This is a genomic window from Streptomyces sp. NPDC058246, assembly GCF_042881985.1.
GTDB lineage: Bacteria > Actinomycetota > Actinomycetes > Streptomycetales > Streptomycetaceae > Streptomyces.
Map to the genome: position 1 here is coordinate 37115 of NZ_JBHVWZ010000034.1, position 24275 is coordinate 61389.

18 protein-coding genes and 1 pseudogene are annotated in these 24275 nt (G+C 70.6%); 14 read left to right on the forward strand and 5 right to left on the reverse strand.

Annotated elements, in window-relative coordinates:
• Positions 1-63: 63 nt before the first annotated feature.
• Positions 64-3591, reverse strand: a complete 3528-nt coding sequence (gene metH / locus ACFVXA_RS33885) for a methionine synthase (protein WP_362020618.1) — start codon at positions 3589-3591, stop codon at positions 64-66.
• Positions 3592-3861: 270 nt separating this feature from the next.
• Between metH and ACFVXA_RS33890 the strand changes: the two genes are divergently transcribed.
• From ACFVXA_RS33890 to ACFVXA_RS33950, 13 genes and pseudogenes are all read left to right on the forward strand, one after another.
• Positions 3862-4626: an IclR family transcriptional regulator gene (locus ACFVXA_RS33890; protein WP_383907857.1), complete on the forward strand. Its 765-nt coding sequence runs from the start codon at positions 3862-3864 to the stop codon at positions 4624-4626.
• Between the two features lie 449 nt (positions 4627-5075).
• Positions 5076-5870, forward strand: a complete 795-nt coding sequence (locus ACFVXA_RS33895; RefSeq protein ID WP_362020611.1) for an MIP/aquaporin family protein — start codon at positions 5076-5078, stop codon at positions 5868-5870.
• An 81-nt stretch (positions 5871-5951) separates the two neighbouring features.
• The gene (gene glpK / locus ACFVXA_RS33900; protein WP_383743045.1) at positions 5952-7490 is read left to right on the forward strand and encodes a glycerol kinase GlpK; all 1539 of its coding nucleotides are present in this window, start codon (positions 5952-5954) and stop codon (positions 7488-7490) included.
• Between the two features lie 7 nt (positions 7491-7497).
• Positions 7498-9114 carry a glycerol-3-phosphate dehydrogenase/oxidase gene (locus ACFVXA_RS33905; protein ID WP_362020605.1) on the forward strand — a complete coding sequence of 539 codons (1617 nt, stop codon included), beginning with the start codon at positions 7498-7500 and terminating at the stop codon, positions 9112-9114.
• A 213-nt stretch (positions 9115-9327) separates the two neighbouring features.
• On the forward strand, positions 9328-10446 hold the full coding sequence (locus ACFVXA_RS33910) for an LLM class flavin-dependent oxidoreductase (protein ID WP_390028182.1): 1119 nt from the start codon (positions 9328-9330) through the stop codon (positions 10444-10446).
• 135 nt (positions 10447-10581) lie between these two features.
• Positions 10582-11640 carry an LLM class flavin-dependent oxidoreductase gene (locus tag ACFVXA_RS33915; RefSeq protein ID WP_390028184.1) on the forward strand — a complete coding sequence of 353 codons (1059 nt, stop codon included), beginning with the start codon at positions 10582-10584 and terminating at the stop codon, positions 11638-11640.
• Positions 11641-11871: 231 nt separating this feature from the next.
• Positions 11872-12457, forward strand: a pseudogene (locus ACFVXA_RS33920) (ABC transporter permease); the annotation flags it as partial.
• Positions 12454-13227, forward strand: a complete 774-nt coding sequence (locus ACFVXA_RS33925; protein ID WP_383907852.1) for a nucleoside phosphorylase — start codon at positions 12454-12456, stop codon at positions 13225-13227. The pseudogene ACFVXA_RS33920 and the gene ACFVXA_RS33925, both read left to right, overlap by 4 nt.
• Positions 13224-14525, forward strand: a complete 1302-nt coding sequence (locus ACFVXA_RS33930) for an amidohydrolase (protein WP_390028186.1) — start codon at positions 13224-13226, stop codon at positions 14523-14525. The genes ACFVXA_RS33925 and ACFVXA_RS33930 overlap by 4 nt, the downstream gene beginning before the upstream one ends.
• A 101-nt stretch (positions 14526-14626) precedes the next feature.
• A complete protein-coding gene (locus ACFVXA_RS33935; protein WP_384401631.1) occupies positions 14627-15298 on the forward strand; it encodes a FadR/GntR family transcriptional regulator in 672 nt (223 codons plus the stop codon).
• Positions 15299-15527: 229 nt separating this feature from the next.
• Positions 15528-16610, forward strand: coding sequence for a PAC2 family protein (locus ACFVXA_RS33940; RefSeq protein ID WP_384401634.1), 1083 nt, complete (start codon positions 15528-15530; stop codon positions 16608-16610).
• A gap of 447 nt (positions 16611-17057) precedes the next feature.
• Positions 17058-18836, forward strand: a complete 1779-nt coding sequence (locus ACFVXA_RS33945) for a S8 family peptidase (protein ID WP_390028188.1) — start codon at positions 17058-17060, stop codon at positions 18834-18836.
• Between the two features lie 94 nt (positions 18837-18930).
• Positions 18931-19446: a hypothetical protein gene (locus ACFVXA_RS33950; protein ID WP_390028190.1), complete on the forward strand. Its 516-nt coding sequence runs from the start codon at positions 18931-18933 to the stop codon at positions 19444-19446.
• Positions 19447-19509: 63 nt separating this feature from the next.
• Here ACFVXA_RS33950 and mshC read toward each other — a convergent pair whose 3' ends face one another.
• The 4 genes from mshC to ACFVXA_RS33970 all read right to left on the reverse strand — a co-directional run bounded on the left by mshC (position 19510) and on the right by ACFVXA_RS33970 (position 23147).
• Entirely contained in the window at positions 19510-20739 is a 1230-nt protein-coding gene (gene mshC / locus ACFVXA_RS33955) for a cysteine--1-D-myo-inosityl 2-amino-2-deoxy-alpha-D-glucopyranoside ligase (RefSeq protein ID WP_383743023.1), read from the reverse strand.
• Positions 20740-20955: 216 nt separating this feature from the next.
• A complete protein-coding gene (locus ACFVXA_RS33960) occupies positions 20956-21786 on the reverse strand; it encodes an SCO1664 family protein (protein ID WP_384401640.1) in 831 nt (276 codons plus the stop codon).
• A complete protein-coding gene (locus ACFVXA_RS33965) occupies positions 21750-22340 on the reverse strand; it encodes a DUF3090 domain-containing protein (RefSeq protein ID WP_383743017.1) in 591 nt (196 codons plus the stop codon). Before ACFVXA_RS33965 ends, ACFVXA_RS33960 begins: the two co-directional genes overlap by 37 nt.
• A gap of 120 nt (positions 22341-22460) precedes the next feature.
• Positions 22461-23147, reverse strand: coding sequence for a histidine phosphatase family protein (locus ACFVXA_RS33970; protein ID WP_383743014.1), 687 nt, complete (start codon positions 23145-23147; stop codon positions 22461-22463).
• A gap of 98 nt (positions 23148-23245) precedes the next feature.
• Between ACFVXA_RS33970 and corA the strand changes: the two genes are divergently transcribed.
• Positions 23246-24244 (forward strand): magnesium/cobalt transporter CorA, encoded by a 999-nt coding sequence (gene corA, locus ACFVXA_RS33975; RefSeq protein ID WP_383743011.1) that lies wholly within the window; start codon positions 23246-23248, stop codon positions 24242-24244.
• Positions 24245-24275 lie beyond the last annotated feature (31 nt).

Below are 24275 nucleotides of genomic sequence, written 5' to 3' on the forward strand. Positions count from 1 at the left end.
ACGACTTATCCGATCAGTGCGCCTTGAGGCGCGCGTCACCGCGCCGTGCGCCGTGAGCGCTCGTCACCGTGCGTTGAAGTACTTCGCCTCCGGGTGATGGATCACGATCGCGTCCGTGGACTGCTCCGGGTGGAGCTGGAACTCCTCGGAGAGGTGGACCCCGATGCGCTCCGGCTCCAGGAGCCGGGCGATCTTGGCGCGGTCCTCCAGGTTGGGGCAGGCGCCGTAGCCGAGCGAGAAGCGGGCGCCGCGGTACTTGAGGTCGAACATGTCCTCGATCGCGGCCGGGTCCTCACCGGCGAAGCCCAGCTCGGACCGGACGCGCGCGTGCCAGTACTCGGCCAGCGCCTCCGCCAACTGCACGGACAGGCCGTGCAGTTCGAGGTAGTCGCGGTACGAGTTCGACTCGAAGAGCTTGGCGGTCTCCTCGCCGATCCGGGAGCCGACCGTGACGACCTGGAGGCCGACGACGTCGGTCTCGCCGGACTCCTCCGGACGGAAGAAGTCGGCCAGGCACAGCCGGCGGCCGCGGCGCTGGCGCGGGAAGGTGAAGCGGGTGCGCTCGTTGCCCTGCTCGTCCAGCAGGATCAGGTCGTCGTCCTTGGACACGCACGGGAAGTAGCCGTAGACCACGGCCGCCTCCAGCAGGTTCTCGGTCTGGAGCTTGTCCAGCAGCCCGCGCAGCCGCGGACGGCCCTCGGTCTCGACCAGCTCCTCGTACGTCGGTCCGTCCCCCGTGCGCGCCTGCTTGAGACCCCACTGGCCCTTGAACAGGGCGCCCTCGTCCAGCCAGGAGGCGTACTCCTTGAGCTGGATGCCCTTGATGACGCGGGTGCCCCAGAACGGCGGCTTCGGCACCGGGTTGTCGACGGCGACGTCGGAGCGGACGTGACCCTCCTCGGGCCGCTCCTCGACGACCGTGTCGGCCGAGGCCCGCACCCGGCGCTGCTTCAGCTCGGGGAGCACGGCCCCCGGCACGCCGCGCTTGACGCCGATCAGCGCGTCCATCAGGCGCAGGCCCTCGAAGGCGTCCCGGGCGTAGCGGACCTCGCCCTGGTAGATCTCGTACAGGTCCTGCTCGACGTACGCCCGGGTCAGCGCCGCCCCGCCGAGGATGACGGGGTAGTCGGCGGACAGTCCGCGCTGGTTCAGCTCCTCCAGGTTCTCCTTCATGATCACCGTTGACTTGACCAGGAGTCCGGACATGCCGATGACGTCGGCCCGGTGCTCCTCGGCGGCGTCCAGGATCGCGGAGACCGGCTGCTTGATGCCGAGGTTGACGACGTTGTAGCCGTTGTTGGACAGGATGATGTCGACGAGGTTCTTGCCGATGTCGTGGACGTCGCCGCGCACGGTGGCGAGCACGATGGTGCCCTTGCCCTCGGCGTCGGACTTCTCCATGTGCGGTTCGAGGTAGGCGACGGCCGTCTTCATGACCTCGGCGGACTGGAGCACGAAGGGCAACTGCATCTGGCCGGAGCCGAAGAGCTCACCGACGACCTTCATGCCGTCCAGCAGGGTCTCGTTGACGATGTCGAGCGCGGGGCGGTCCTGGAGCGCCGCACCGAGGTCGGCCTCCAGACCGTTCTTCTCGCCGTCGATGATCCGCCGCTTGAGCCGCTCGTCCAGCGGCAGCGCCGCCAGCTCCTCGGCCTTGCCCGCCTTCAGCGACTTGGTGGTGGCGCCCTCGAACAGGGCCATCAGCTTCTGGAGGGGGTCGTAGCCCTCGGCACGACGGTCGTAGATGAGGTCCAGGGCCGTCTGCACCTGCTCCTCGTCGAAGCGGGCGATCGGCAGGATCTTGGAGGCGTGCACGATCGCCGAGTCCAGGCCCGCCTTGACGCACTCGTCGAGGAAGACCGAGTTGAGCAGGATTCGGGCGGCCGGATTGAGGCCGAAGGAGATGTTCGACAGGCCCAGCGTGGTCTGCACGTCCGGACGGCGGCGCTTGAGCTCGCGGATCGCCTCGATCGTCGCGATGCCGTCCTTGCGGGACTCCTCCTGACCGGTGCAGATGGTGAAGGTCAGGGCGTCGATGAGGATGTCCGACTCGTGGATGCCCCAGTTCGTCGTCAGGTCCTCGATGAGCCGTTCGGCAATGGCGACCTTGGTCTCGACGGTACGGGCCTGGCCCTCCTCGTCGATGGTCAGCGCGATCAGCGCCGCGCCGTGCTCCTGCGCCAGGCGGGTGACCTTGGCGAACCGGGACTCGGGGCCGTCGCCGTCCTCGTAGTTGACCGAGTTGATGACCGCCCGTCCGCCGAGCTTCTCCAGGCCGGCCCGGATGACGTCGACCTCGGTGGAGTCGAGCACGATCGGCAGGGTGGAGGCGGTGGCGAAACGTCCCGCCAGCTCCTCCATGTCGGCGACGCCGTCGCGGCCCACGTAGTCGACGCACAGGTCGAGCATGTGCGCGCCCTCGCGGATCTGGTCGCGGGCCATCTCCACGCAGTCGTCCCAGCGGCCGTCCAGCATGGCCTCGCGGAACTTCTTCGACCCGTTGGCGTTGGTGCGCTCGCCGATCGCCATATAGGCGGTGTCCTGACGGAACGGGACGGTCTGGTAGAGGGAGGCCGCGCCGGGCTCGGGCTGCGGGTGCCGCTCGGGGGGCGTGACCCCGTTGACGCGCTCGACGACCTGGCGCAGGTGCTCGGGCGTCGTACCGCAGCAGCCGCCGATGAGGGAGAGGCCGTAGTCGCGTACGAAGTTCTCCTGCGCGTCGGCCAGTCCCTCGGGGCCGAGCGGGAAGTGGGCGCCGTCCTTGGTCAGGACCGGCAGACCGGCGTTCGGCATGCACAGCAGCGGGATGCGGGAGTGGCGGGTGAGGTAGCGCAGGTGCTCGCTCATCTCCGCGGGGCCGGTCGAGCAGTTCAGGCCGATCATGTCGATGCCGAGGGGCTCGAGCGCGGTCAGCGCGGCTCCGATCTCGGAACCGAGCAGCATGGTGCCAGTGGTCTCGAAGGCCATCGAGACCAGCAGGGGGATCTCGACGCCGGTCGCCTCCATGGCGCGCCGGGCGCCCAGGACCGAGGACTTCGTCTGGAGCAGGTCCTGGGTGGTCTCGACGATCAGGGCGTCCGCGCCGCCGGCGATCAGGCCTTCCGCGTTCGCCTGGAAGCCGTCGCGCAGCGTGGTGTAGGAGACATGGCCGAGCGTCGGCAGCTTCGTGCCGGGGCCGATGGAGCCGAGGACCCAGCGCTGGCGGCCGTCGCGGGCGCCGAACTCGTCGGCGACCTCGCGGGCGAGGCGGGCGCCCGCCTCGGAGAGTTCGTGGACGCGGTCCGGGATGTCGTACTCGGCCATCGCCGAGTGGTTCGCCCCGAAGGTGTTCGTCTCGACGCAGTCGACGCCGACCTCGAAGTACGCCTCGTGGACGGAGCGGACGATGTCGGGGCGGGTGACGTTCAGGATCTCGTTGCAGCCTTCGAGGTTCTCGAAGTCCTCCAGCGTCGGGTCCTGCGCCTGGAGCATCGTGCCCATCGCGCCGTCGGCCACCACGACTCGGGTGGCGAGGGCTTGGCGGAGTGCGTCGGTTCGCGCCCGGCCTTCGGAAAGACCGGACGAAAGGGACGGGTTCGGCAACGAGGCCATGAAGGTGCTCCCTGGAGTGCGACGGCTGTCGGCTTTGCGCTTCCCATGGAAGGCGCACGCCGTCAGGGTAGCCCGGAGCACCCGCGAAGGGTCAGGGGCGTCCACGGGACGGACGGGCGCGGCGCATGCGACGGCCGTGTGGCGACGAACGAAACACGTGGCGACCACCCATTGGCGAGAGGTCGGTAACGACCGGTAGTGTTCGACATTGCCGAACGGTGGCGGTGAGGTCGCACGCCGACGGTCGAAGGGGACGGAGGCAGCACGGCGATGGCACGGAACATCCAGTCGCTCGAACGGGCGGCGGCGATGCTGCGGCTCCTCGCGGGTGGCGAGCGACAGCTCGGCCTCTCGGACATCGCCTCCTCGCTGGGACTGGCCAAGGGAACGGCTCACGGCATTCTGCGCACACTCCAGCAGGAGGGGTTCGTCGAGCAGGACGTGGCCTCCGGGCGCTATCAGCTGGGCGCCGAACTGCTGCGGCTCGGCACCACCTACCTCGACGTGCACGAACTGAGGGCGCGCGCCCTGGTGTGGACCGACGACCTGGCCCGCTCCAGCGGCGAGAGCGTGTATCTGGGCGTGCTGCACCAGCAGGGCGTACTGATCGTGCACCACGTGTTCCGGCCCGACGACAGCCGACAGGTCCTGGAGGTCGGCGCCATGCAGCCACTGCACTCCACGGCCCTGGGCAAGGTGCTGTCGGCCTACGACCCGGTGGCGCACAGCGAGGTCCTGGAAGCCGACCGGAAGGCATTCACGCCGCGCACGATCAGCGTGCTGGACGACTTCGAGGGCGTACTCGACCTGACCCGCGCGCGCGGGTACGCGGACGACGTCGAGGAGACCTGGACGGGTGTCGCCTCGGTGGCCGCCCCCATCCACAACCGGCGGCGGATGCCGGTCGGAGCGGTCGGCATCACCGGGGCCGTGGAGCGGGTCTGCAAGGACGGGGAGCTGCGCCCGGAGCTGATCGCGGCGGTACGGGACTGCGCCCGCGCGGTGTCGCGGGATCTGGGCGCCGGGCGGTTCTGAGGCGCGGATTCCACGTTCGCAGGAGGGAGGGAAGGCCGGGACGCTCAGGGCGCCCGGCCTTCGTCGTACGCCCGCGGCACAGGCTGCTCCACGCCTGCGGCACAGGACAGGCTCGCTCCACGCCCGCTGCACAGGCTTGTCGTACGCCTGCGGTGCGGGCTTGTCGTACGGCCTCGGGAGGGGCGTCGACGGGGGTCTCAAGATCGACGGTTCGCCGATAGCACACAGCGATCAATAACGATCGTGTTTTCGATAACAGAACCCTTGACGAGCTGGTAACCCCAGGGCAAGACTCCCGTCCATCGGTCGGCATTGTCGAACACCTACCGGCAATACGCGCTAGAGTGTGGCAACGCCAAGGGCCGTATCGCTCTCTCTCCCTGAGAGCACGAACCACCGGAGGGACCCGGGGTTCGGCTTCCCCTGGACGAAGGACAAAGGAGTCGCGGGTGTCCAGCTCCGACATCTTCATCGGCGAGACCATCGGTACCGCCGTACTCATCCTGCTGGGCGGTGGCGTGTGCGCCGCCGTCACGCTGAAGGCCTCCAAGGCGCGCAACGCCGGATGGCTCGCCATCACCTTCGGGTGGGGCTTCGCGGTACTGACCGCGGTCTACATCTCGGCACCCCTTTCCGGTGCGCACCTCAACCCGGCCGTGACGCTCGCGCTCGCGATCAAGGACAACGACTTCAGCAACGTCGCCACCTACTGGGCCGGTCAGCTGCTCGGCGCCCTGATCGGCGCCACCCTGGTCTGGCTGGCGTACTACGGACAGTTCCACGCGCACCTCACCGACCGCGAGATCGTCGGCGGTCCGGGCGCGCAGGCCACGAAGACCAAGGCCGTCGAGGCCCAGGAGACCGGAGCCGGCCCCGTGCTCGGCATCTTCTCCACCGGCCCCGAGATCCGGAACGCCGTGCAGAACCTCGCCACCGAGATCATCGGCACCGTCGTGCTCGTCCTCGCGGTCCTCACCCAGGGCCTGAACGACAACGGCAACGGCCTGGGCACCCTGGGCGCCCTGATCACCGCGCTCGTGGTGGTCAGCATCGGCCTCTCCCTCGGTGGCCCCACCGGCTACGCGATCAACCCGGCCCGTGACCTCGGTCCGCGCATCGTGCACGCCCTGCTCCCCCTGCCCAACAAGGGCGGTTCCGACTGGAGCTACGCCTGGATCCCGGTCGTCGGTCCGCTGATCGGCGGCGCGATCGCAGCAGGCATATACAACGTCGCCTTCGCTTAAGCACGTGTCAGCACCTCGCTCACAGCAAGAGCACCGCGCCGTGGATACAGCCCCTTCATACGGAACTTTCAGGAGCACACCGTGACCGACGCACACACCGCAGGTCCCTTCATCGCCGCGATCGACCAGGGCACGACCTCGTCCCGCTGCATCGTCTTCGACCGCGACGGACGCATCGTCTCCGTCGACCAGAAGGAGCACGAGCAGATCTTCCCGAAGCCGGGCTGGGTCGAGCACGACGCCGCCGAGATCTGGACCAACGTCCAGGAGGTCGTCGCCGGGGCCATCGAGAAGGCCGGCATCACCCGCGACGACATCAAGGCCATCGGCATCACCAACCAGCGTGAGACCACGCTGCTCTGGGACAAGAACACCGGCGAGCCGGTCCACAACGCCCTCGTGTGGCAGGACACCCGCACCGACGCGCTCTGCAAGGAGCTCGGCCGCAACGTCGGCCAGGACCGCTTCCGCCGCGAGACCGGCCTGCCGCTCGCCTCGTACTTCGCCGGCCCGAAGGCCCGCTGGCTGCTCGACAACGTCGAGGGCCTGCGCGAGCGCGCCGAGGCCGGGGACATCCTCTTCGGCACCATGGACACCTGGGTCATCTGGAACCTGACCGGCGGTGTCGACGGCGGCAAGCACGTCACCGACGTCACCAACGCCTCCCGCACCATGCTGATGAACCTGCACACCCTGGCATGGGACGAGAAGATCGCCGAGTCCATCGGCGTCCCGCTGGCGATGCTGCCCGAGATCCGCTCCTCCGCGGAGGTGTACGGCGAGGTCACCGGCGGCCCGCTCGGCGAGCTGCTCGGCGGCATCCCGGTCGCCTCCGCGCTCGGCGACCAGCAGGCGGCCCTGTTCGGCCAGACCTGTTTCTCCGAGGGCGAGGCCAAGTCCACGTACGGAACCGGCACGTTCATGCTGATGAACACCGGCGACAAGATCATCAACTCGTACAGCGGACTGCTCACCACCGTGGGCTACCGCATCGGTGACCAGGCTCCGGTGTACGCCCTGGAGGGCTCGATCGCCGTCACCGGTTCGCTGGTGCAGTGGATGCGCGACCAGATGGGCCTGATCAAGTCCGCCGCCGAGATCGAGACGCTCGCGTCCTCGGTCGAGGACAACGGCGGCGCCTACTTCGTGCCGGCCTTCTCCGGCCTGTTCGCCCCGTACTGGCGCCCGGACGCCCGCGGTGTGATCACCGGTCTCACCCGGTACGTCACCAAGGCGCACATCGCGCGCGCCGTGCTCGAGGCCACCGCCTGGCAGACCCGTGATGTCAGCGACGCCATGACCAAGGACTCCGGCGTCGAGCTCACGGCGCTCAAGGTCGACGGCGGCATGACCTCCAACAACCTGCTGATGCAGACCCTGGCCGACGTCCTGGACGCTCCCGTGGTGCGTCCGATGGTCGCCGAGACCACCTGCCTCGGCGCCGCCTACGCCGCCGGTCTCGCCGTCGGCTTCTGGACCAACACCGACGACCTGCGCGCCAACTGGCGCCGCGCCGCCGAGTGGACCCCGAACATGGCCGCGGAGACCCGCGACCGTGAGTACAAGAGCTGGCTCAAGGCCGTCGAGCGGACCATGGGCTGGATCGAGGACGAGGAGTAAGACCAGCATGACCAGTCAGTCCACCCTGCAGACCGTGCCTGCCCTCGGTACGCACCCGGCCTCCGGCTCCAACCCGAGCCGCGCCGAGACCCGGGAGCAGCTTTCCAGGGCGACGTACGACCTTCTCGTGATCGGCGGCGGCATCCTGGGCATCTCCACCGCCTGGCACGCCGCGCAGTCCGGTCTGCGGGTGGCCCTGGTCGACGCCGGTGACTTCGCCGGCGCCACCTCTTCCGCCTCCTCCAAGCTTCTCCACGGCGGTCTGCGCTACCTGCAGACCGGCGCGGTGAAGCTGGTGGCGGAGAACCACTTCGAGCGCCGTGCGGTCTCCCGTCAGGTGGCCCCCCACCTGGCGAACCCGCTCACGTTCTACCTCCCCGTGTACAAGGGCGGGCCGCACGGCGCGGCGAAGCTCGGGGCGGGCGTCTTCGCCTACTCCGCGCTGTCGGCGTTCGGCGACGGCGTGGGTCATCTGCTGAGCCCCTCGAAGGCCGCGCAGGACGTGCCCGAGCTGCGCACCGACAACCTGAAGGCCGTGGCCGTGTACGGCGACGACCAGATGAACGATTCCCGGATGGCCCTGATGACGGTCCGCGCGGCCGTCGAGGCGGGCGCCGTCGTCCTCAACCACGCCGAGGTCACCGGCCTGCGCTTCACCCGGGGCCGGGTCACCGGTGCCGATCTCCGCGACCGGCTGTCCGGCGACGAGTTCGGAGCCGACGCGCGTCTCGTGCTCAACGCCACCGGCCCGTGGGTCGACCACCTGCGGAAGATGGAGGACCCGAACGCGGCTCCGTCCATCCGCCTCTCCAAGGGCGCGCACCTGGTACTCAAGCGCACCGCCCCCTGGAAGGCCGCGCTCGCGACCCCGATCGACAAGTACCGGATCACCTTCGCCCTCCCCTGGGAGGACATGCTGCTGCTCGGCACGACCGACGAGGAGTACGAGGGCGATCCGGCGGACGTCGCGGTCAACGAGAAGGACATAGCCCAGATCCTGGACGAGGCCGCGTACTCGATCCGGGACCAGCAGCTCTCCCGTGACCTCATCACGTACTCCTTCGCCGGTCTGCGGGTGCTGCCGGGCGGCCCCGGCGACACGTCGAAGGCCAAGCGCGAGACGGTCGTCACGGAAGGCCGTGGCGGCATGCTGTCCGTCGCGGGCGGCAAGTGGACCACCTTCCGGCACATCGGCCGTACGGTCATGAAGAAGCTGGAGTCGCTGCCGGGCCGTCCGCTCGGCGAGGACTTCGAGCCGATCGACGAACTGCCCAAGAAGCTCCCGCTGCCGGGTGTCGCCAACCCGCGCGCGGTCGCCCACCGGCTGCTGGTCGACGGCCCGGCGCCCGGCCCGCGCATGGCGGCCGACACCGCCAAGCACCTGGCGACGCACTACGGTTCGCTGGCCTTCGACATCGCGCGCCTCGCCAACGAGAACCCTGAGCTCGCCGAGCGCGTCCACCCGGACGCTCCGGAGATCCTGGCCCAGGTCGTCTACGCCCGGGACAACGAGTGGGCCGAGACGGCGGACGACGTGCTGCGCCGGCGTACGACGCTGACGATCCGCGGTCTCGCCACGGACGAGGTGCGGGGCACGGTGCAGGATCTGCTCGACAAGAAGTAGGCAGGGCGATCGAAGAAGATCGACGGAGATCCACGCAGATCGACGGAGATCGAAGAAGTAGGCCCGGCGATTGCTCAAGGGGCGGCTCCCACGGGGGGGGAGCCGCCCCTTCCGCCTGTTCGGGCGCGTGGGGAAGGTACTTCCCCACGCGCTTCCCGCACGCTGCCATACCGCGTACATACGCCCGCAATGTCCCGGAGCGAGAGTGGGGGGATGCCTCCGGTTCCCCTCTCCGTGCTCGATCTGGTGCCCGTCTCCTCCGGCTCCGACGCTCCGGCCGCGCTGCGCAACACTGTCGACCTGGCGCGTGCCGCCGAGGAGTTCGGCTATCGCCGCTATTGGGTGGCCGAGCATCATCTCAATCCCGGTGTGGTCAGTTCGGTGCCCGCGCTGGTGATCCAGGCCGTGGCCCAGGCGACCCGGGAGATCCGGGTCGGATCGGGTGCGGTGCTGCTCGGCCATCAGACGCCGCTGTCGGTCGTGGAGCAGTTCGGGATCCTGGACGCGTTGTTTCCGGGGCGGATCGATCTGGGGCTCGGGCGGTCGGGGCGGCCCAGGAAGGCTCCCGCGGCGGCCGGTCCGGGGCAGGGCACCTTCACGGACGAGGGTCTGTATCTGCCGCCCCGCTTCACCGGCTTCGCGCAGCTCCTCCAGTCCCCGCGCTTCCGGCTCCAGTTGAGCCTGTTGCAGCAGCCGGGTGCCGAGGCTCCGGCGTACGAGGAGCAGGTCGCCGACATTCTGGCACTGCTGGCCGGGACGTACGCCGACGAGGACGGGACCGAGGCGCGTCCGGTGCCCGGCGCGGGAGCGGACGTCGACGTGTGGGTGCTGGGCAGCAGCGCCGGTGAGAGCGCCGAGGTGGCCGGAGCGCGCGGGCTGCCGTTCGCGGCGAACTACCACGTCTCGCCGTCTTCGGTCGTGGAAGCGGTGACGGCCTACCGGCAGGCGTTCCGGCCGTCGTGGGCGCTCGCCGAGCCCTATGTCGCCGTGTCCGCCGATGTCGTGGTGGGGCCGGACGACGAGACGGCGCGGCGGCTGGCCGCCGGGTACGCGCCCTGGGTGCGGTCCATCCGCAGCGGCGAGGGAGCCATTCCGTTCCCCACGCCCGAGGAGGCGTCCGCGTATCCGTGGACGGAGGAGGAGCGGGCGTTGGTGGGCGACCGGGTCGACACGCAGTTCGTGGGAGCGGCGGAGACGGTGGTCGAGCGGTTGCGCGCGCTGCGGCGGGCGACGGGCGCCGACGAGCTGGTCATCACCACGATCACGCACGATCACGCCGACCGGGTCCGCTCCTATGAGTTGCTGGCTCGGGCCTGGCACAAGTGGGGATGAGGGAAGCGTTCCTCGCCCCCCTCCGCCCCTGCCCGTCCCGTACCTGGGAGCTGCCGCTCCCAGAACCCCCGCTTATCGGCCTGGACCGCCTCGTCCTCGGACGCCGGACGGGCTGAGATCTCCCGAAGGGACGTTATGAAGTTTCAGGTGCTCTCCATCATCGGCCACACTCCGCATCCGCTGACCGGTGAACTTCCCTCCGCCGCCGACCGGTTGGCCGAGGTGGTCGACGTCGGGGTGGCGGCGGAGCTGCTCGGTTATGACGCCTACGCGGTGGGCGAGCGGCATGCGGGGGCGTTTCTGTCGTCCTCGCCGACCGTGGTGCTGGGAGCGCTGGCCGCCCGGACCAGCCGTATCAAGCTGCTCACCGGCGTCACCGTCGTCGCGATTCTCGACCCGGTGCGGGTCGCGGAGGACTATGCGACGCTCGATCAACTCTCGCGTGGCCGGATCGAGTTGGTCGTCGGCAAGGGCGCGGAGGCGGGGCACTTCGACCTCTTCGGGCTGGAGGAGGAGCGGCAGTGGGACCTGCAGAAGGAGAAGTACGAGCTGCTGCGCCGGCTGTGGAGGGAGGAGAACGTGGACTGGGAGGGGGAGTTCCGGGCTCCCCTGAAGAACGTGACCACCGTCCCACGGCCGTACGACGGGCCGCCGCGCGTGTGGCACGGCTCGGCGACCTCCCTCAACTCGCCCGAGCTGGCGGCGAAGCACGGCGATCCGCTGTTCACTGCCAACGCCATCCAGCCGCGCGCCGCCTACGCCAAGCTGATCGACCACTACCGGGAACGGTTCGAGGCGTACGGACACGATCCGGCGCACGCCCATGTCGCGGCGGGCTCGGGCGGGCTGCTCATCGCGGACTCCCACGCGCAGGCCGTAAGCCGGTACAAGGATCTGTACGAGGCGAGGGTGCGGCAGTCGTTCCGGCCGCATCTGGAGGGCAAGGCGGGCTACAACACGCCGTTCCGGACGATCGAGGACGCGATCGCGGACGGCCCGCAGCTCATCGGGTCCCCGCAGCAGATCATCGACAAGATCCTCGGGTACCACGAGGTGTACCGGCACGACCTCCAGTCGATCACCGTGGACGCCTTCGGCCAGTCGACGGGCGAGCAGATCGAGACGTTGCGGCGGTTCTCGGAGGAGATCGCGCCGGTGGTACGCCGGGAGGCGCCCTCCACCCTGTGGGAGTGAGGGACCTCGTCAGAATTCTGGACCGTGCTTCTCGCTCGTTGAGACAACCACGTCGTCACACTCGGCCGACCGCGGGCCGGGAGTCACCATCGCCGCACGACCCGGCACAGCGAGGCTTCCGATGACGACACCAGGCGCGACAGCGATGCGACGCTGTACCGGCGCGGCGTGTCGCGGCTGACCACCGGTTCTTCCGCCGCCCGCGCATCACGGGCCGTCGCCGTTCTCCCGCCAAACCTCCTCGCCGTCGGCCTGACCAGCTTCCTGTTGCGTACGGTCTTCGGTGTGCAGGGCACTTTCGACGATCCGTCACTGGCAGGTCTGCCGTTGCTCGGTGGCTTCTCGCCGCTCGCCTATGTGGCGTGGGCGGCGGTCGGAGTGGCCGCGCTGATGCTCTCCCGGCACGTGTGGGGACTGCGCCTGCGCGGAGTCGGCGAGGCACCGCGGGCGGCGGCGACCCTCGGGGTCCGCCCGGCCAGGTACCAGTACGCGGCCGTGCTCGTCTCGGGCGTGCTGTGCGGTCTCGCGGGAGCGCAACTCGCCCTCGGGAACGTCACGTTGTTCTCCGAGAACATGACGGCGGGCCGCGGCTGGATCGCCGTCGTCGCCGTCATGCTCGGCCGCGCCCTGCCGCTCGGCGTGCTGCTCGCCGCGCTGCTCTTCGGCCTCGCCGAGGCCGCGGGCTTCCGTATGCAAGGACTCGGTCTGCCGCAGCAGGCGACCGACGCAGCCGCCGTACGTCGTCACGCTCGGCGCCCTCTTCCTCACGACGGCCCGCCGCCGTCGCCGTAACCGCCCCGCTGGAGCCGCCTCATGACCCAGGACCGCCTGCTTCCGGTCACCCGCATACCCCGCGCCGGCCTCGCACCGTACGCGCTGGTCGTCGGCGACCCGGCGCGCGCCGCGGCCGTCGCCGCGCTGCTGGACGGGGCCGAGGAGGTGTCGTACCACCGCGAATACCGTGTATTCAGCGGGAGTTGGAAGGGTGTGCCGGTCACCGTCGCCTCGCACGGGGTCGGCGCGCCGGGCGCGATCCTGCTCTTCCAGGAGCTGGCCGACGCGGGCGTCACGACCCTTCTGCGGTTCGGCACGGCGGGCGCGATGCGCTCCGGCATCGGTGACGGCGACCTCGTCATCGCGGAGGCGGCGGTACGGGACGACGGCGTGACCCAGCAGCTGCTGCCGCCCGAATACCCGGCGGTCTCCTCCCCCGAGGCGGTGTTCGCCCTCCAGCGCGCGGCCCGCGCCGCCGACGCCCCGTACCACCGCGGCCTCGTCTGGACCCGGGCCGCCTTCCAGCCGGGCCTCATCCCGCTCACCGCGTACGACGACGCGGGGCTCGCGGCGATCGAGATGGAGCTGTCGGCGCTGCTGGTCACGGCGTCGCTGCGCGGTCTGGTCGCGGGCGGCGTGCTCGTGATCGACGGCGCGAACGCCGATGAACTGGTCGACGAGGGGTCACCTTTCTCGACAGGTGGCTACAACCCGCACCGCGATGTCGTCGCGGCGGGCGTGCAGCGCGGCGCGGTGGTCTCGCTGGAGGCGCTGCGCCTGCTGGCCGAGGGGCACGAGGAGTACGCCGGATGAGCGAGCGCGCCGATCTGCTGGTCCACGGCGGGGACGTCCTGACGGTCGACGAGGCCGGGACCTTCGTACGCTCCGGCGCGGTCGCCGTCCGCGACGGCGAGATCGTCGCCGTGGGCCCCACGGAGGAGCTGCGTCGGCGGTACGCGGCCGCCGACACCCTCGACGCGACGGGGTCGCTCGTCCTCCCCGGCCTCGTCAACACCCATACCCACCTGGCGATGACGCTGCTGCGCGGCCGCGCCGACGACGTCACTCTCCAGGGCTTCCTGGAGCGGGTGGTGCGCTGGGAGGCCGAGCTGCTGTCGGCGAAGAACGTGGCCGCGGCGGTGCGGGTCGCGGTCGCGGAGAGCGTACGGGCCGGGGTGACGTCGGCACTCGACATGTACTGGTTCCACGAGGCGGCCGAGCGGGTCGCGCGTGAGGCGGGCTGGCGGTTGCACACCGGGCCGACCTTCATGGACGTACCCGACCCGGCGGACGGCATCGCGTACGAGGACCGGCTGGAGTGGGCCCGCCGCGACCTGGCCGATCGGGTGTCGACGCGGCCCGGCACCCGTCCCGTGCTGTTCGCCCACTCGACGTACACGCTCTCGCCCGACCAGCTCACCGACATCGGCGCGCTGGCCCGGGAGTTCGGCGCGCTGCTGCACCTCCACGCGGCGGAGAACGCGACCGAGGTAGCCACCGTCGAGGTCCGTCACGGCAGGCGCCCGGTGGAGCTGCTCGACTCGCTCGGGCTGCTCGGCCCCGATGTGCTGCTCGCGCACGCCGTGGACCTGACCGGTCCCGAGGTCGCGGCCCTGGCCCGCACCGGTACGTCGGTCGCGCACTGTCCGGTCTCCAATCTGAAGCTCGGCTGCGGGATCGCGCCGGTGCCGCGGCTGCTCAGCGCCGGTGTGACGGTCGGGCTGGGCACGGACGGCGCGGTGAGTTCCAACACCCTGGACGTGCTGGGCGCGGTGCGGCAGGCGGCGCTCGTCCACAAGGCGGCCGGCGATCCCACCGCGGTCGGCGCCGAACAGGCGGTCCGCATGGCGACCTTGGAGGGCGCCCGCGCGCTGGGGCTCGGCGACCACCTGGGCTCGCTGGAGCCGGGCAAGCGCGCCGACCTGATCGTGCTCGACCTGAACGCGCCCCATCTGCGTCCCCTGCACGACCCGTGGTCCACCCTCGCGTACGCCGCGCACTCGGCCGACGTACGGGACACGGTCGTCGACGGGCGGATCCTGATGCGGGACCGGGCACTCACCACGCTCGACGAGGCGGCCGCCCTCGCCGACCTGGAAGCACTCGTCTGAACCGGGATCGGATTCCGTGCCCTGCTCAGCCCGCCGCCCCTCATAATGGGCTGAGAGATCGGATGTCTGAGCGACAGTCCGAGCGACAGGGAGGCCCCGCCATGGCAGTCACCGACGAGGCGATCGAGAAGATCAAGGGAATGATCGTCTCCGGCTCACTGCGCCCCGGCGACCGGCTGCCCAAGGAGAGCGAGCTCGCCTCCGAACTCGGGCTCTCCCGGAACTCCCTGCGCGAGGCCGTGCGGGCCTTGTCGCTCATCCGCATCCTGGACGTGCGCCAGGGCGACGGCACGTACGTCACCAGTCTGGATCCCCAACTCCTGCTGGAGGCACTGAGCTTCGTCGTCGACTTCCACCGCGACGACACGGTGCTGGAATTCCTCGCGGTGCGCCGGATCCTGGAGCCCGCCGCCACGGCGATGGCGGCCTCGCGGATCAGCGAGCAGCAACTGGACGCGCTGACCGCCCAGTTGGACGCGCTCGGTGCCGCGCCCTCGGTGGAGGAACTCGTCGCCGGCGACCTGGAGTTCCACCGGGGCATCGTGCGGTCATCCGGGAACTCCGTGCTCTGCTCCCTGCTCGACGGTCTCTCCGGGCCCACCACCCGGGCCCGGATCTGGCGCGGTCTGACCCAGGAGGACGCGGTCAGCCGCACCCTGCACGAGCACCGCGCGATCCTCTCCGCCCTGCGCGACCGCGACGCGGAGGCGGCCCGGTCCTGGGCCACCGTGCACATCGCGAGCGTCGAGCAGTGGCTGCGCTCGACGCTGTAGGACTCGCCGCTGCGGGACCCGGGTTCCGGTGACGGTCTCGTTCCCGCGTGCCCCTCGCCGGACAGCTCGGATGGCTGGGGGGGTGGGTCAGGGTGGCGGTCACGAGTGTTTCCGGCCTCTCGGCGGGGCAGTGATCCGTTCACTCCCCCGTGCAAGGGGGCTGCGGAGGCCCCCTCGGCACGCCGTAAGGTTGGGACGTACGCGAGGGCACGTCGGAAGGAGGCGCTGGGTGATCGAGCTGGAGGGGGTTCCCGAGCTGATCGACCCAGTCATGGTGGCCGCGTTCGAGGGCTGGAACGACGCCGGCGACGCCGCCTCCACCGCGGTCGCGCATCTGGACAGGGAATGGAAGGGCGAGGTGTTCGCGGCGCTGGACGCCGAGGACTACTACGACTTCCAGGTGAACCGCCCCACCGTGTGGCTGGACGGCGGCGTACGCAAGATCACCTGGCCGACCACCCGGCTGTCGGTGGTCCGGGTCGGCGGCGAGAAGCCGCGCGACCTGGTGCTGGTCAGGGGCATCGAGCCGTCGATGCGCTGGCGCTCGTTCTGCAACGAGCTGCTCGGCTTCGCGCACGAGCTGGGGGTCGAGCTGGTGGTGATCCTGGGCGCCCTGCTCGGTGACACCCCGCACACCCGTCCGGTGCCGGTCAGCGGGGTCACGTCCGACCCGGACCTGGCCCGCACCATGGACCTGGAGGAGACCAAGTACGAGGGCCCCACGGGCATCGTCGGCATCCTCCAGGAGGCGTGCACACACGCCGGCGTACCGGCCGTGTCCCTGTGGGCGGCCGTACCGCACTACGTGTCGCAGCCGCCGAACCCGAAGGCGACGCTGGCCCTCCTCAACCGCCTGGAGGACCTCATCGACCTGCGCATCCCGCTGGGCGAGCTGCCCGAGGACGCGCGGGCCTGGCAGCTGGGCGTGGACCAGCTGGCCGCCGAGGACAGCGAGGTCGCCGAGTACGTGCAGACGCTGGAGGAGGCCCGGGACACCGCCGAGCTGCCGGAGGCGTCGGGCGAGGCGATCGCCCGCGAGTTCGAGCGCTATCTGCGGCGACGGGACGGCAGCGGTCCGGCGACGGGCCCCGGGCAGGGGCCGGCGGCCGGCGGTCACGCGACGGAGAGCGGTGACTCCGCCCCGTATCTCCGCGACAGCCCGGGCGGGCGGACCCGTCCGCCGATGCCGCAGCGGCCGGAGTCGGATGCCGCCGACGACACCGAGGGGCCGGCGGACACCCCGGAGGACTCGTCCGACGACTCGTCGCAGGACGCGACGGAGGACCCTTCGCAGGACTCGTCGGAGGACTGAGAACGACCGCGAAGGACTGACGTCAGCAGGGGCGGTGCGCACACGCGCACCGCCCCTCGGTCGTGTGCGCCCACAGCCGTGGTCACCCGTACCGACCGCCGCTGCCACACCGGCACATGACACGCGCCTCAGAAGGCTTTGGCCGGATTCGTGCGTGACATCTGTTTCACGTCGGATTGCACAGGTTTCCCCATTCAACTTGTTTTCAAACCGAGTTGGCGAAGACGGGGTGGACGACTCGGCGTACGCGTGCCAGGTTGTGCCCCGACGGCGCGGCGGAGCCCACGAACGGACCGTGGGTACGGACCTGACGGACCGTACGGACGGACCGAACTGACGGACCGAACTGACGGACCGAACTGACGGACCGAACTGACGGACCGTACGAGCGGACTGAACCGACGGACCGCACCGCGCCCCCGCACGGACCGAAGGGAGCGGCACGCGATGACCGACCAGGCACAGCAGCCGGCGCACGGCCCGGGAACGTCCGGGCCTGGCCCCGACGGAGCGGGATTCACCTATCGAGGAGCCGAGCAGGAGCTGATCGTCGTCGCACGCCCCGAGGCGCGGCTGCGCGCCCGTGCCGACGGCGTCCGCTCGGCGGTGGGCGCCGACGTCTCGGCCCTCAACATGTTCCTCAGCGACGAACAGCTCGCCCTGGAACCGCTGTTCGGCAGCGAGGAGCGACTCCAGCAGTCGCGGCAGGCGCACCAGTCCGCGGCCGCGGGCACCGAGAGCGGCCCCGACCTCGCGCTCTTCTACCGGGTGCGCGGCATCGAGAGCCGCGCCCAGGAACTGCGCTCACGGATCGCCGCGCTGCCCGAGATCGACACGGCGTACGTGAAGCCCGGCGCCGTCCCCGCCTCGGTGGGGTCGGTCGGGCGCACCTCGGACAGCGCGGAGAGCTCGGACGACAACCGGCGGCTCAAGGAAGGGGCGCCCGTCACCCCCGACTTCACCAGCCGCCAGGGCTATCTGCGCCCGGCGCCCGAGGGCATCGACGCGTACTGGGCCTGGCAGCGGCCGGGCGGCGCGGGCCAGGGCGTGACGGTGATCGATGTGGAGGGGGCCTGGCAGCTCGGGCACGAGGACCTCGCCGCGAAACTCGCGGGCGTGGTCGTGGGCACCCCGCTGACGGACCTCGCCTGGCGCAATCACGGTACCGCCGTCATCGGGGTGATCGGCGGCGACCGCGACGAGTGCGGCATCACCGGCATCGTGCCGGACGCCGTCACCGCGGCCGCCTCCTTCCAGGGCATCGGCACGGCGGCCGCGATCCACGCGGCGGCCGACCGGCTCGGCCCCGGTGACATCCTCCTGATCGAACTGCACGCTCCAGGGCCGCGGTTCGACTTCGAACAGCGCGACGACCAGCAGGGCTACATCGCCATCGAGTGGTGGCCGGACAACTTCGCGGCCATCCGGTACGCGACCACCAAGGGGATCATCGTCGTGGCGGCCGCGGGCAACGGCGCCGAGTCACTCGACGACGCGGTGTACGAGCGCCGCCCCGCCGAGTTCCCCGAGTGGTGGCGCAACCCCTTCAACCCCTCCAACCAGTCCTCCGGCGCGGTCCTGGTCGGCGCGGGCGCACCGCCGCCCGGCACGCACGGCCGCGACCACGGTCCGGACCGTTCACGGCTCGCGTTCTCCAACTACGGGGCGCGCGTGGACGCGCAGGGCTGGGGACGCGAGGTGACGACCACCGGTGGCTTCTGGGACCGGCCCGGCGACCTGCAGGGCGGTGCCGAGGAGATCGGCTGGTACACGGACACGTTCTCCGGGACCTCCTCCGCCTCCCCGGTGGTGGTCGGCGCCCTGGCCGCGCTGCAAGGCATGCTCAAGGCGGCGGCCCAGGAACCGATGTCCCCGGAGCGTGCCCGCGCGGTGCTGCGGGCCACGGGTTCCCCGCAGCAGGACGCGCCGGGCCGGCCCGCCTCCCAGCGGATCGGCAACCGGCCGGACATCAAGGCGGCGGTCACCCGGCTGCTGCCGGAGGCGGTCGGCTCGGGCCAGGCCGAACGGTACTGGGACGAGCTGCTGCCGTATCCGCGCGAACTCCCGCCCAGGCTCCGGCTGTACGTGGCCGGCGCCTGGCGCAACCTCAACCACCCGTCCCCCGAGATCCGCCAGGCGGTGCACTCCGCCTTCGCCGGAGGACGGCCCGACGTACGTGTCTGCTTCTCGGACGACGAGATCGTCGGCCTGGTGGTCACGGGCTGACGTGTCCGAGACCTGCCCGAGAGCTGCCCGAGACCTGTCCGAGGACGTACCCGAAGAGTCAACGACTCGATGATTCACGGAAGGTGGCACCCGTATGAGCACCACCCCGCAGATGAGTCAGCAGCAAGGCAACCAGCACGGGCATCAGCAGGGTCCGAGCACGGCACCGCCCCAGCAGTTCGGGCAGCAGATGCAGCAGCCGTTCGGGCAGCAGCAGATGCCCCAGCCGTTCGGCCAGCAGCAGGTGCCGCAGCAGCAGATGCAGATGCCGCAGCAGCAGATTCCCCAGCACCTGCAGCAGCAGCTCCAGCAGATGGGCCAGCAGCAGCCGTTCCAGCAGCTGCTCCAGCAGCTCGGCGGGCAGCAGCAACAGCAGCAGGCGCAGGCCCTGACGAGCGGGATCGCCCAGCACTTCTGGGACGTGGTCACCCCCCTCCCGGGCCAGCCGTCGATCCTCTACCTGTTCATCGACAACGCCTGGCGGCCCCTGGTGAACCCCAACCAGCTGACCCACGACGAGGTCCAGCAGGCCTTCGCCTACGGGCAGCAGGTCATCGGCGTCTACGACGCCAACAGCAACGCCGTGCAGGCCGTCATCGTGAACAAGTGACGCTCTGAGAGCGAAGGGGCGCCGGGCGGCAGACCGCCCGGCGCCCTCACGTGCGGGGAAGTACTACAGGGCCACGCCCAGGAGGGCGTCCACGGCACGCGAGACGACGCCGGGGGCGCCCTCGTCCGTCCCGCCCGTCCCGTGCTGGAGCGCCGCCCAGCGGTCGACCGCGGCCAGCGCCGCCGGCGCGTCCAGGTCGTCGGCGAGAGCGTCGCGGATCTCCTCGACGAGCGCGTCGGCGGACGGGCCGTCGGGCCGCGACACCGCCGCCCGCCAGTCCGCCAGGCGCGCGACCGCGTCCTGAAGGACGGAGTCCGTCCACTCCCAGTCGGCCCGGTAGTGGTGGGCGAGCAGCGCGAGCCGTATGGCGGCCGGGTCGACGCCGTCGCGCCGGAGCGCGGACACGAAGACGAGATTGCCCTTGGACTTCGACATCTTCTCGCCGTTGAGGGCGACCATGCCGGCGTGGACGTACGCCTTGGCCATCGGGAACTCGCCGGTCAGCACCTGGGCGTGCGAGGCGCCCATCTCGTGGTGCGGGAAGGCGAGGTCGGAGCCGCCGCCCTGGACGTCGAAGCCCATGCCCAGGTGGTCGAGGGCGATGGCCACGCACTCGATGTGCCAGCCGGGCCGGCCGCGCCCGAGCGAGCCCCCGTCCCAACTGGGTTCGCCCTCCCTGGCGGCCATCCAGAGCATCGGGTCCAGCGCGTTCTTCTTGCCCGGACGGTCCGGGTCGCCGCCGCGCTCGGCGGAGAGCAGTCGCATGGCGGCGGCGTCCAGGTTGGACACCTGCCCGAAGTGCGGGTCGGACTCGACGGAGAAGTACACATCCCCTTCGAGTTCGTACGCCGCTCCCGCGTCCCGCAGTCGCTCGACGAGCGGGACGATGCCGGGTATCGCCTCGACGGCGCCGATGTAGTGCTGCGGCGGCAGCATCCGCAGGGCGGTCATGTCCTCACGGAAGAGGGTGGTCTCCTTCTCGGCGAGTCCCACCCAGTCGACGCCGTCGCGCTTCGCCCGCTCCAGGAGCGGGTCGTCGACGTCGGTCACGTTCTGGACGTAGTGAACCTGCCGCTTGGTGTCGAGCCACACGCGCTGAACGAGGTCGAACGCGTTGTAGGTCGCCGCGTGACCCATGTGGGTCGCGTCGTACGGCGTGATGCCGCACACGTAGATACGGGCGACGGGACCGGGGTCGAGGGTGACGAGCCCCCCGGTCGCGGTGTCGTGGATCTGGAGGTCGCGGCCCTCACCAGGCAGGGCGGGGACCTCAGAAGCGGGCCAGGCATGCATGTCATGAGCCTAACCGGACGGAAGTTCCGTATACGAACCGGATCAGCCCTGATGGCTCGGAAGGCCCTCTTGCGAAATGACTTCGCCTGTCGTAGGCATGCCGGCCCCGACGCCTGTCGTAGGCATGCCCACCCCCGAGACCTGTCGTAGGCATGCCGGCCCCGACGGCTGTCGTAGGCATGCCCACCCCGACGGAAACCCCCGCGCGGGGTGCCCTCACACCGGTGGCCACGGAATCGCGGGCCACTCCCCGCTCGGCTCCGGGTGCTTGCCGGCGGCGAGCAGAGCCGAGACACGGGCCCGCGTCGCGTCGACCTCGGCCGCCGTGATGAGTTCGGCCAGCCGAGTGGCGAGCGGCCCGCCCGGCGCCAAGCCGTCCCGCAGGGACCCGAGCACGTCCACCGCCTCCGGTGTCAGCGACTCCCCCGCCCACCCCCACAACAACGTCCGCAGTTTGTTCTCGGCGTTGAAGGTGACCCCATGGTCGATGCCGTACAGACGCCCCTCGCGGCCGGGGAGCAGATGCCCGCCCTTGCGATCCGCGTTGTTGATCACCGCGTCGAGCACGGCGAGTCGCCGCAACCGCACGTCGTCGGCGTGCACCAGCAACGCCGTCTGCCCCTCACCGACCTCGGCGAACCCGATCGCCTTCCAGCCCTCCCCGGGCTCCTCCCCGTCGACGAGGGCGAGCAGCTCGGACTCGGGCGAGGCATCGGGCAACGCCTCGATCCACAGCTGGCACATGCCTTCGCCGTACGGCCCGTCGCGCAGCACGGTGGTCGGCACGAGCCCCCACCCGGTCGCCTCGGACACCTCGTACGCGGCGACCTCGCGCTGCGCCAGCGTGCCGTCCGGGAAGTCCCACAGGGGCCGCTCCCCCGCGACCGGCTTGTAGACGCAGAACGCCTCCCGGCCGTCGTACGACACGGAGCAGTACAGCACCGCGTTCGAGGCCTCACGGATCCGTCCGCGCACCTTCAGCTCGCCCTGGGCGAGCAGTTCGGCCGTGGTCACGCTCCGCGGCGGTATCCGTTCTGGCGCGGACATACGTGTCCTTCCGGGTCGAGCGGCAGGCTGCACAGCGGGCACGGCGGCCGGCCGGCGTTGACGACGTCGAGGGCGCGCTTGGCGAAGGACCGGGCCTGCGCGCCGGTGAGCCGGACCCGGAGCATCGGCGGACCGTTCTCCTCGTCCTGGAGCAGCCGCTCCTCGGCCTCGGCGAGATCCTCGTCGGAGTCCGCATCGAGCTCCACGAGGGCCTGCGCCTCGACGATCATGCGCTGTTCGTCACTGTCCCAGGCCAGCGCCATGGTGCCGACCCGGAACTCCTCCTCCACGGGGGTGTCGAGGGGGGCGGTGTCGGACACCTCGGCCGGGGCCATGGCCGGGACGGGCGCGCTGCCACCGGTCCGCCTCACCACCTCGTCGAGGAGCTCGTCCATGCGCTCGGCGAGCGCGGCGACCTGGGTCTTCTCCAGGGCCACACTGGTCACCCGGGGTCCTGAGGAGGCCTGCAGGAAGAAGGTACGGCGCCCGGGCAACCCGACCGTACCGGCCACGAAACGGTCCGGGGGGTCGTAGAGGAACACCTGACGGGACACGTCCTGTCTCCATTGGATCGGCATGAGGACCGGCTGACTGCGTCGGCCCCCATCGGCTGCTGAGAACTGGCTGACAACTGCTGCGCTGCTTCGACCGCTTCACCCTACTGCGGCCGACGATCACGGTGCGCCCGCACCACCCCCGACCGGGGCGTCGCCGCTCGGGGGTTCCTCGCGCGGCGCCAGGGACGCGAAATCACCGGTGTCCCCGAGGCGTACGAGAAACGGCCGCATCCGTGTGTAACGGATCGCGGTGATGGAACACGGTTCAACAGAGATCCGCTGGAAGAGGTCGAGATGAAGTCCGAGTGCGTCCGCGACAAGGGACTTGATGATGTCGCCATGCGAGCACATGAGGTACACCGCGTCACTGCCGTGATCGCGCTCCACGCGCGCGTTCCACTCGCGGACCGCCTCGGCGGCCCGCGTCTGCATGGCCCGCATGGACTCGCCGCCCGGGAAGGCCACCGCGGACGGATGGGTCTGGACGACCTCCATCAGCGGCTCGTCCTTGAGCTCGGCGAGCTTGCGGCCGGACCAGTCCCCGTAGTGGGCCTCGCCGATGCGCTCCTCGGTGTGCGCCCGCAGCTCGGGCCGGGCGTCGAGGAGCGGCTGGACGGTCTCCTGGCAGCGCTGCAGCGGGCTGGTGACGAGCTCGGCGATCGGCAGCCCGGCGAGCCGCCCGGGCAGCGCCGCGGCCTGCTGGGCGCCGCGCTCGTCGAGGGCGACGCCGGGCGTCCAGCCGGCGAGCAGTCCCGCGGTGTTGGCGGTGGAACGTCCGTGGCGGACGAGGATCAGGGTGGGCATGCGGCCCAGCGTAAACGGGTGGCTCGCGGACCCGGCCGGGCCTGTGGAAAACGGCGGCCGGAGTGCGGCAGGGACCTAGGGACAGGAGAATACGCTCTGTGATCGTCGATTGCGCCATCTATCGCGACGGGCATCGGATGGAGGGCCCCGACGACCTGTCGGACGCCCTGGCCGAGGCGCGTGCCGCGGGCGACGCGTTCATCTGGATCGGGCTGCACGAGCCGACGGAGAAGGAGTTCGACCTCGTCACCGAGGAGTTCGGGCTGCACCCGCTGGCGATCGAGGACGCCCTGAAGGCGCACCAGCGGCCCAAGCTGGAGGTGTACGACGACTCGCTGTTCGTGGTGCTCAAGCCGGTCGTCTACGAGCCCGACAGCGATGTCGTCTCCACCGGCGAGGTCATGATCTTCCTGGGGGACTCCTTCGTGGTGACCGTCCGGCACGGCGAGGGCTCGCCCCTGGCGGCCGTGCGGCGCCAGCTGGAGGGGGACCCCGAGATGCTCGGGCACGGGCCGACCGCCGTGCTCTACTCGATCGCAGACGCCACGGTCGACCACTATCTGGAGGTGGCGACCGAGCTGGGCACCGACCTGGAGGAGCTGGAGGCGGAGGTCTTCCTGCCGTCCGTCGGCGGCTCGCGGAACACCGCGTCCAGGATCTACACGTTCAAGCGGCAGGTCCTGGAGTTCCGCAGGGCCACGGTCCCGCTGGCCGTTCCGCTGAACAGGCTGTCCGGCACGGGCGCCTACAGCTCCGGGGTCCCCTTCGTGCACGAGAAGGCGCAGCCCTTCTTCCGCGACGTCAACGACCATCTGATCCGTGTGAACGAGTCCGTGGAGGCTCTGGACCGGCTCGTCTCGGACGTCCTCTCGGCGCATCTCGCGCAGATGAGCGTGCGGCAGAACGACGACATGCGAAAGATCTCGTCGTGGGCGGCCATGGCCGCCGTCCCCACGATGATCGCGGGAATCTACGGCATGAACTTCGACCACATGCCCGAGCTGCACTGGCTCTGGTCGTACCCGGCGGTGGTGCTGGCGATGGTGACGCTGGAGGTGCTGCTGTACCGGCTGTTCAAGCGGCGGGGGTGGCTGTGATCGGACTTCACTCGTGCGCGGGCGCTGTGAG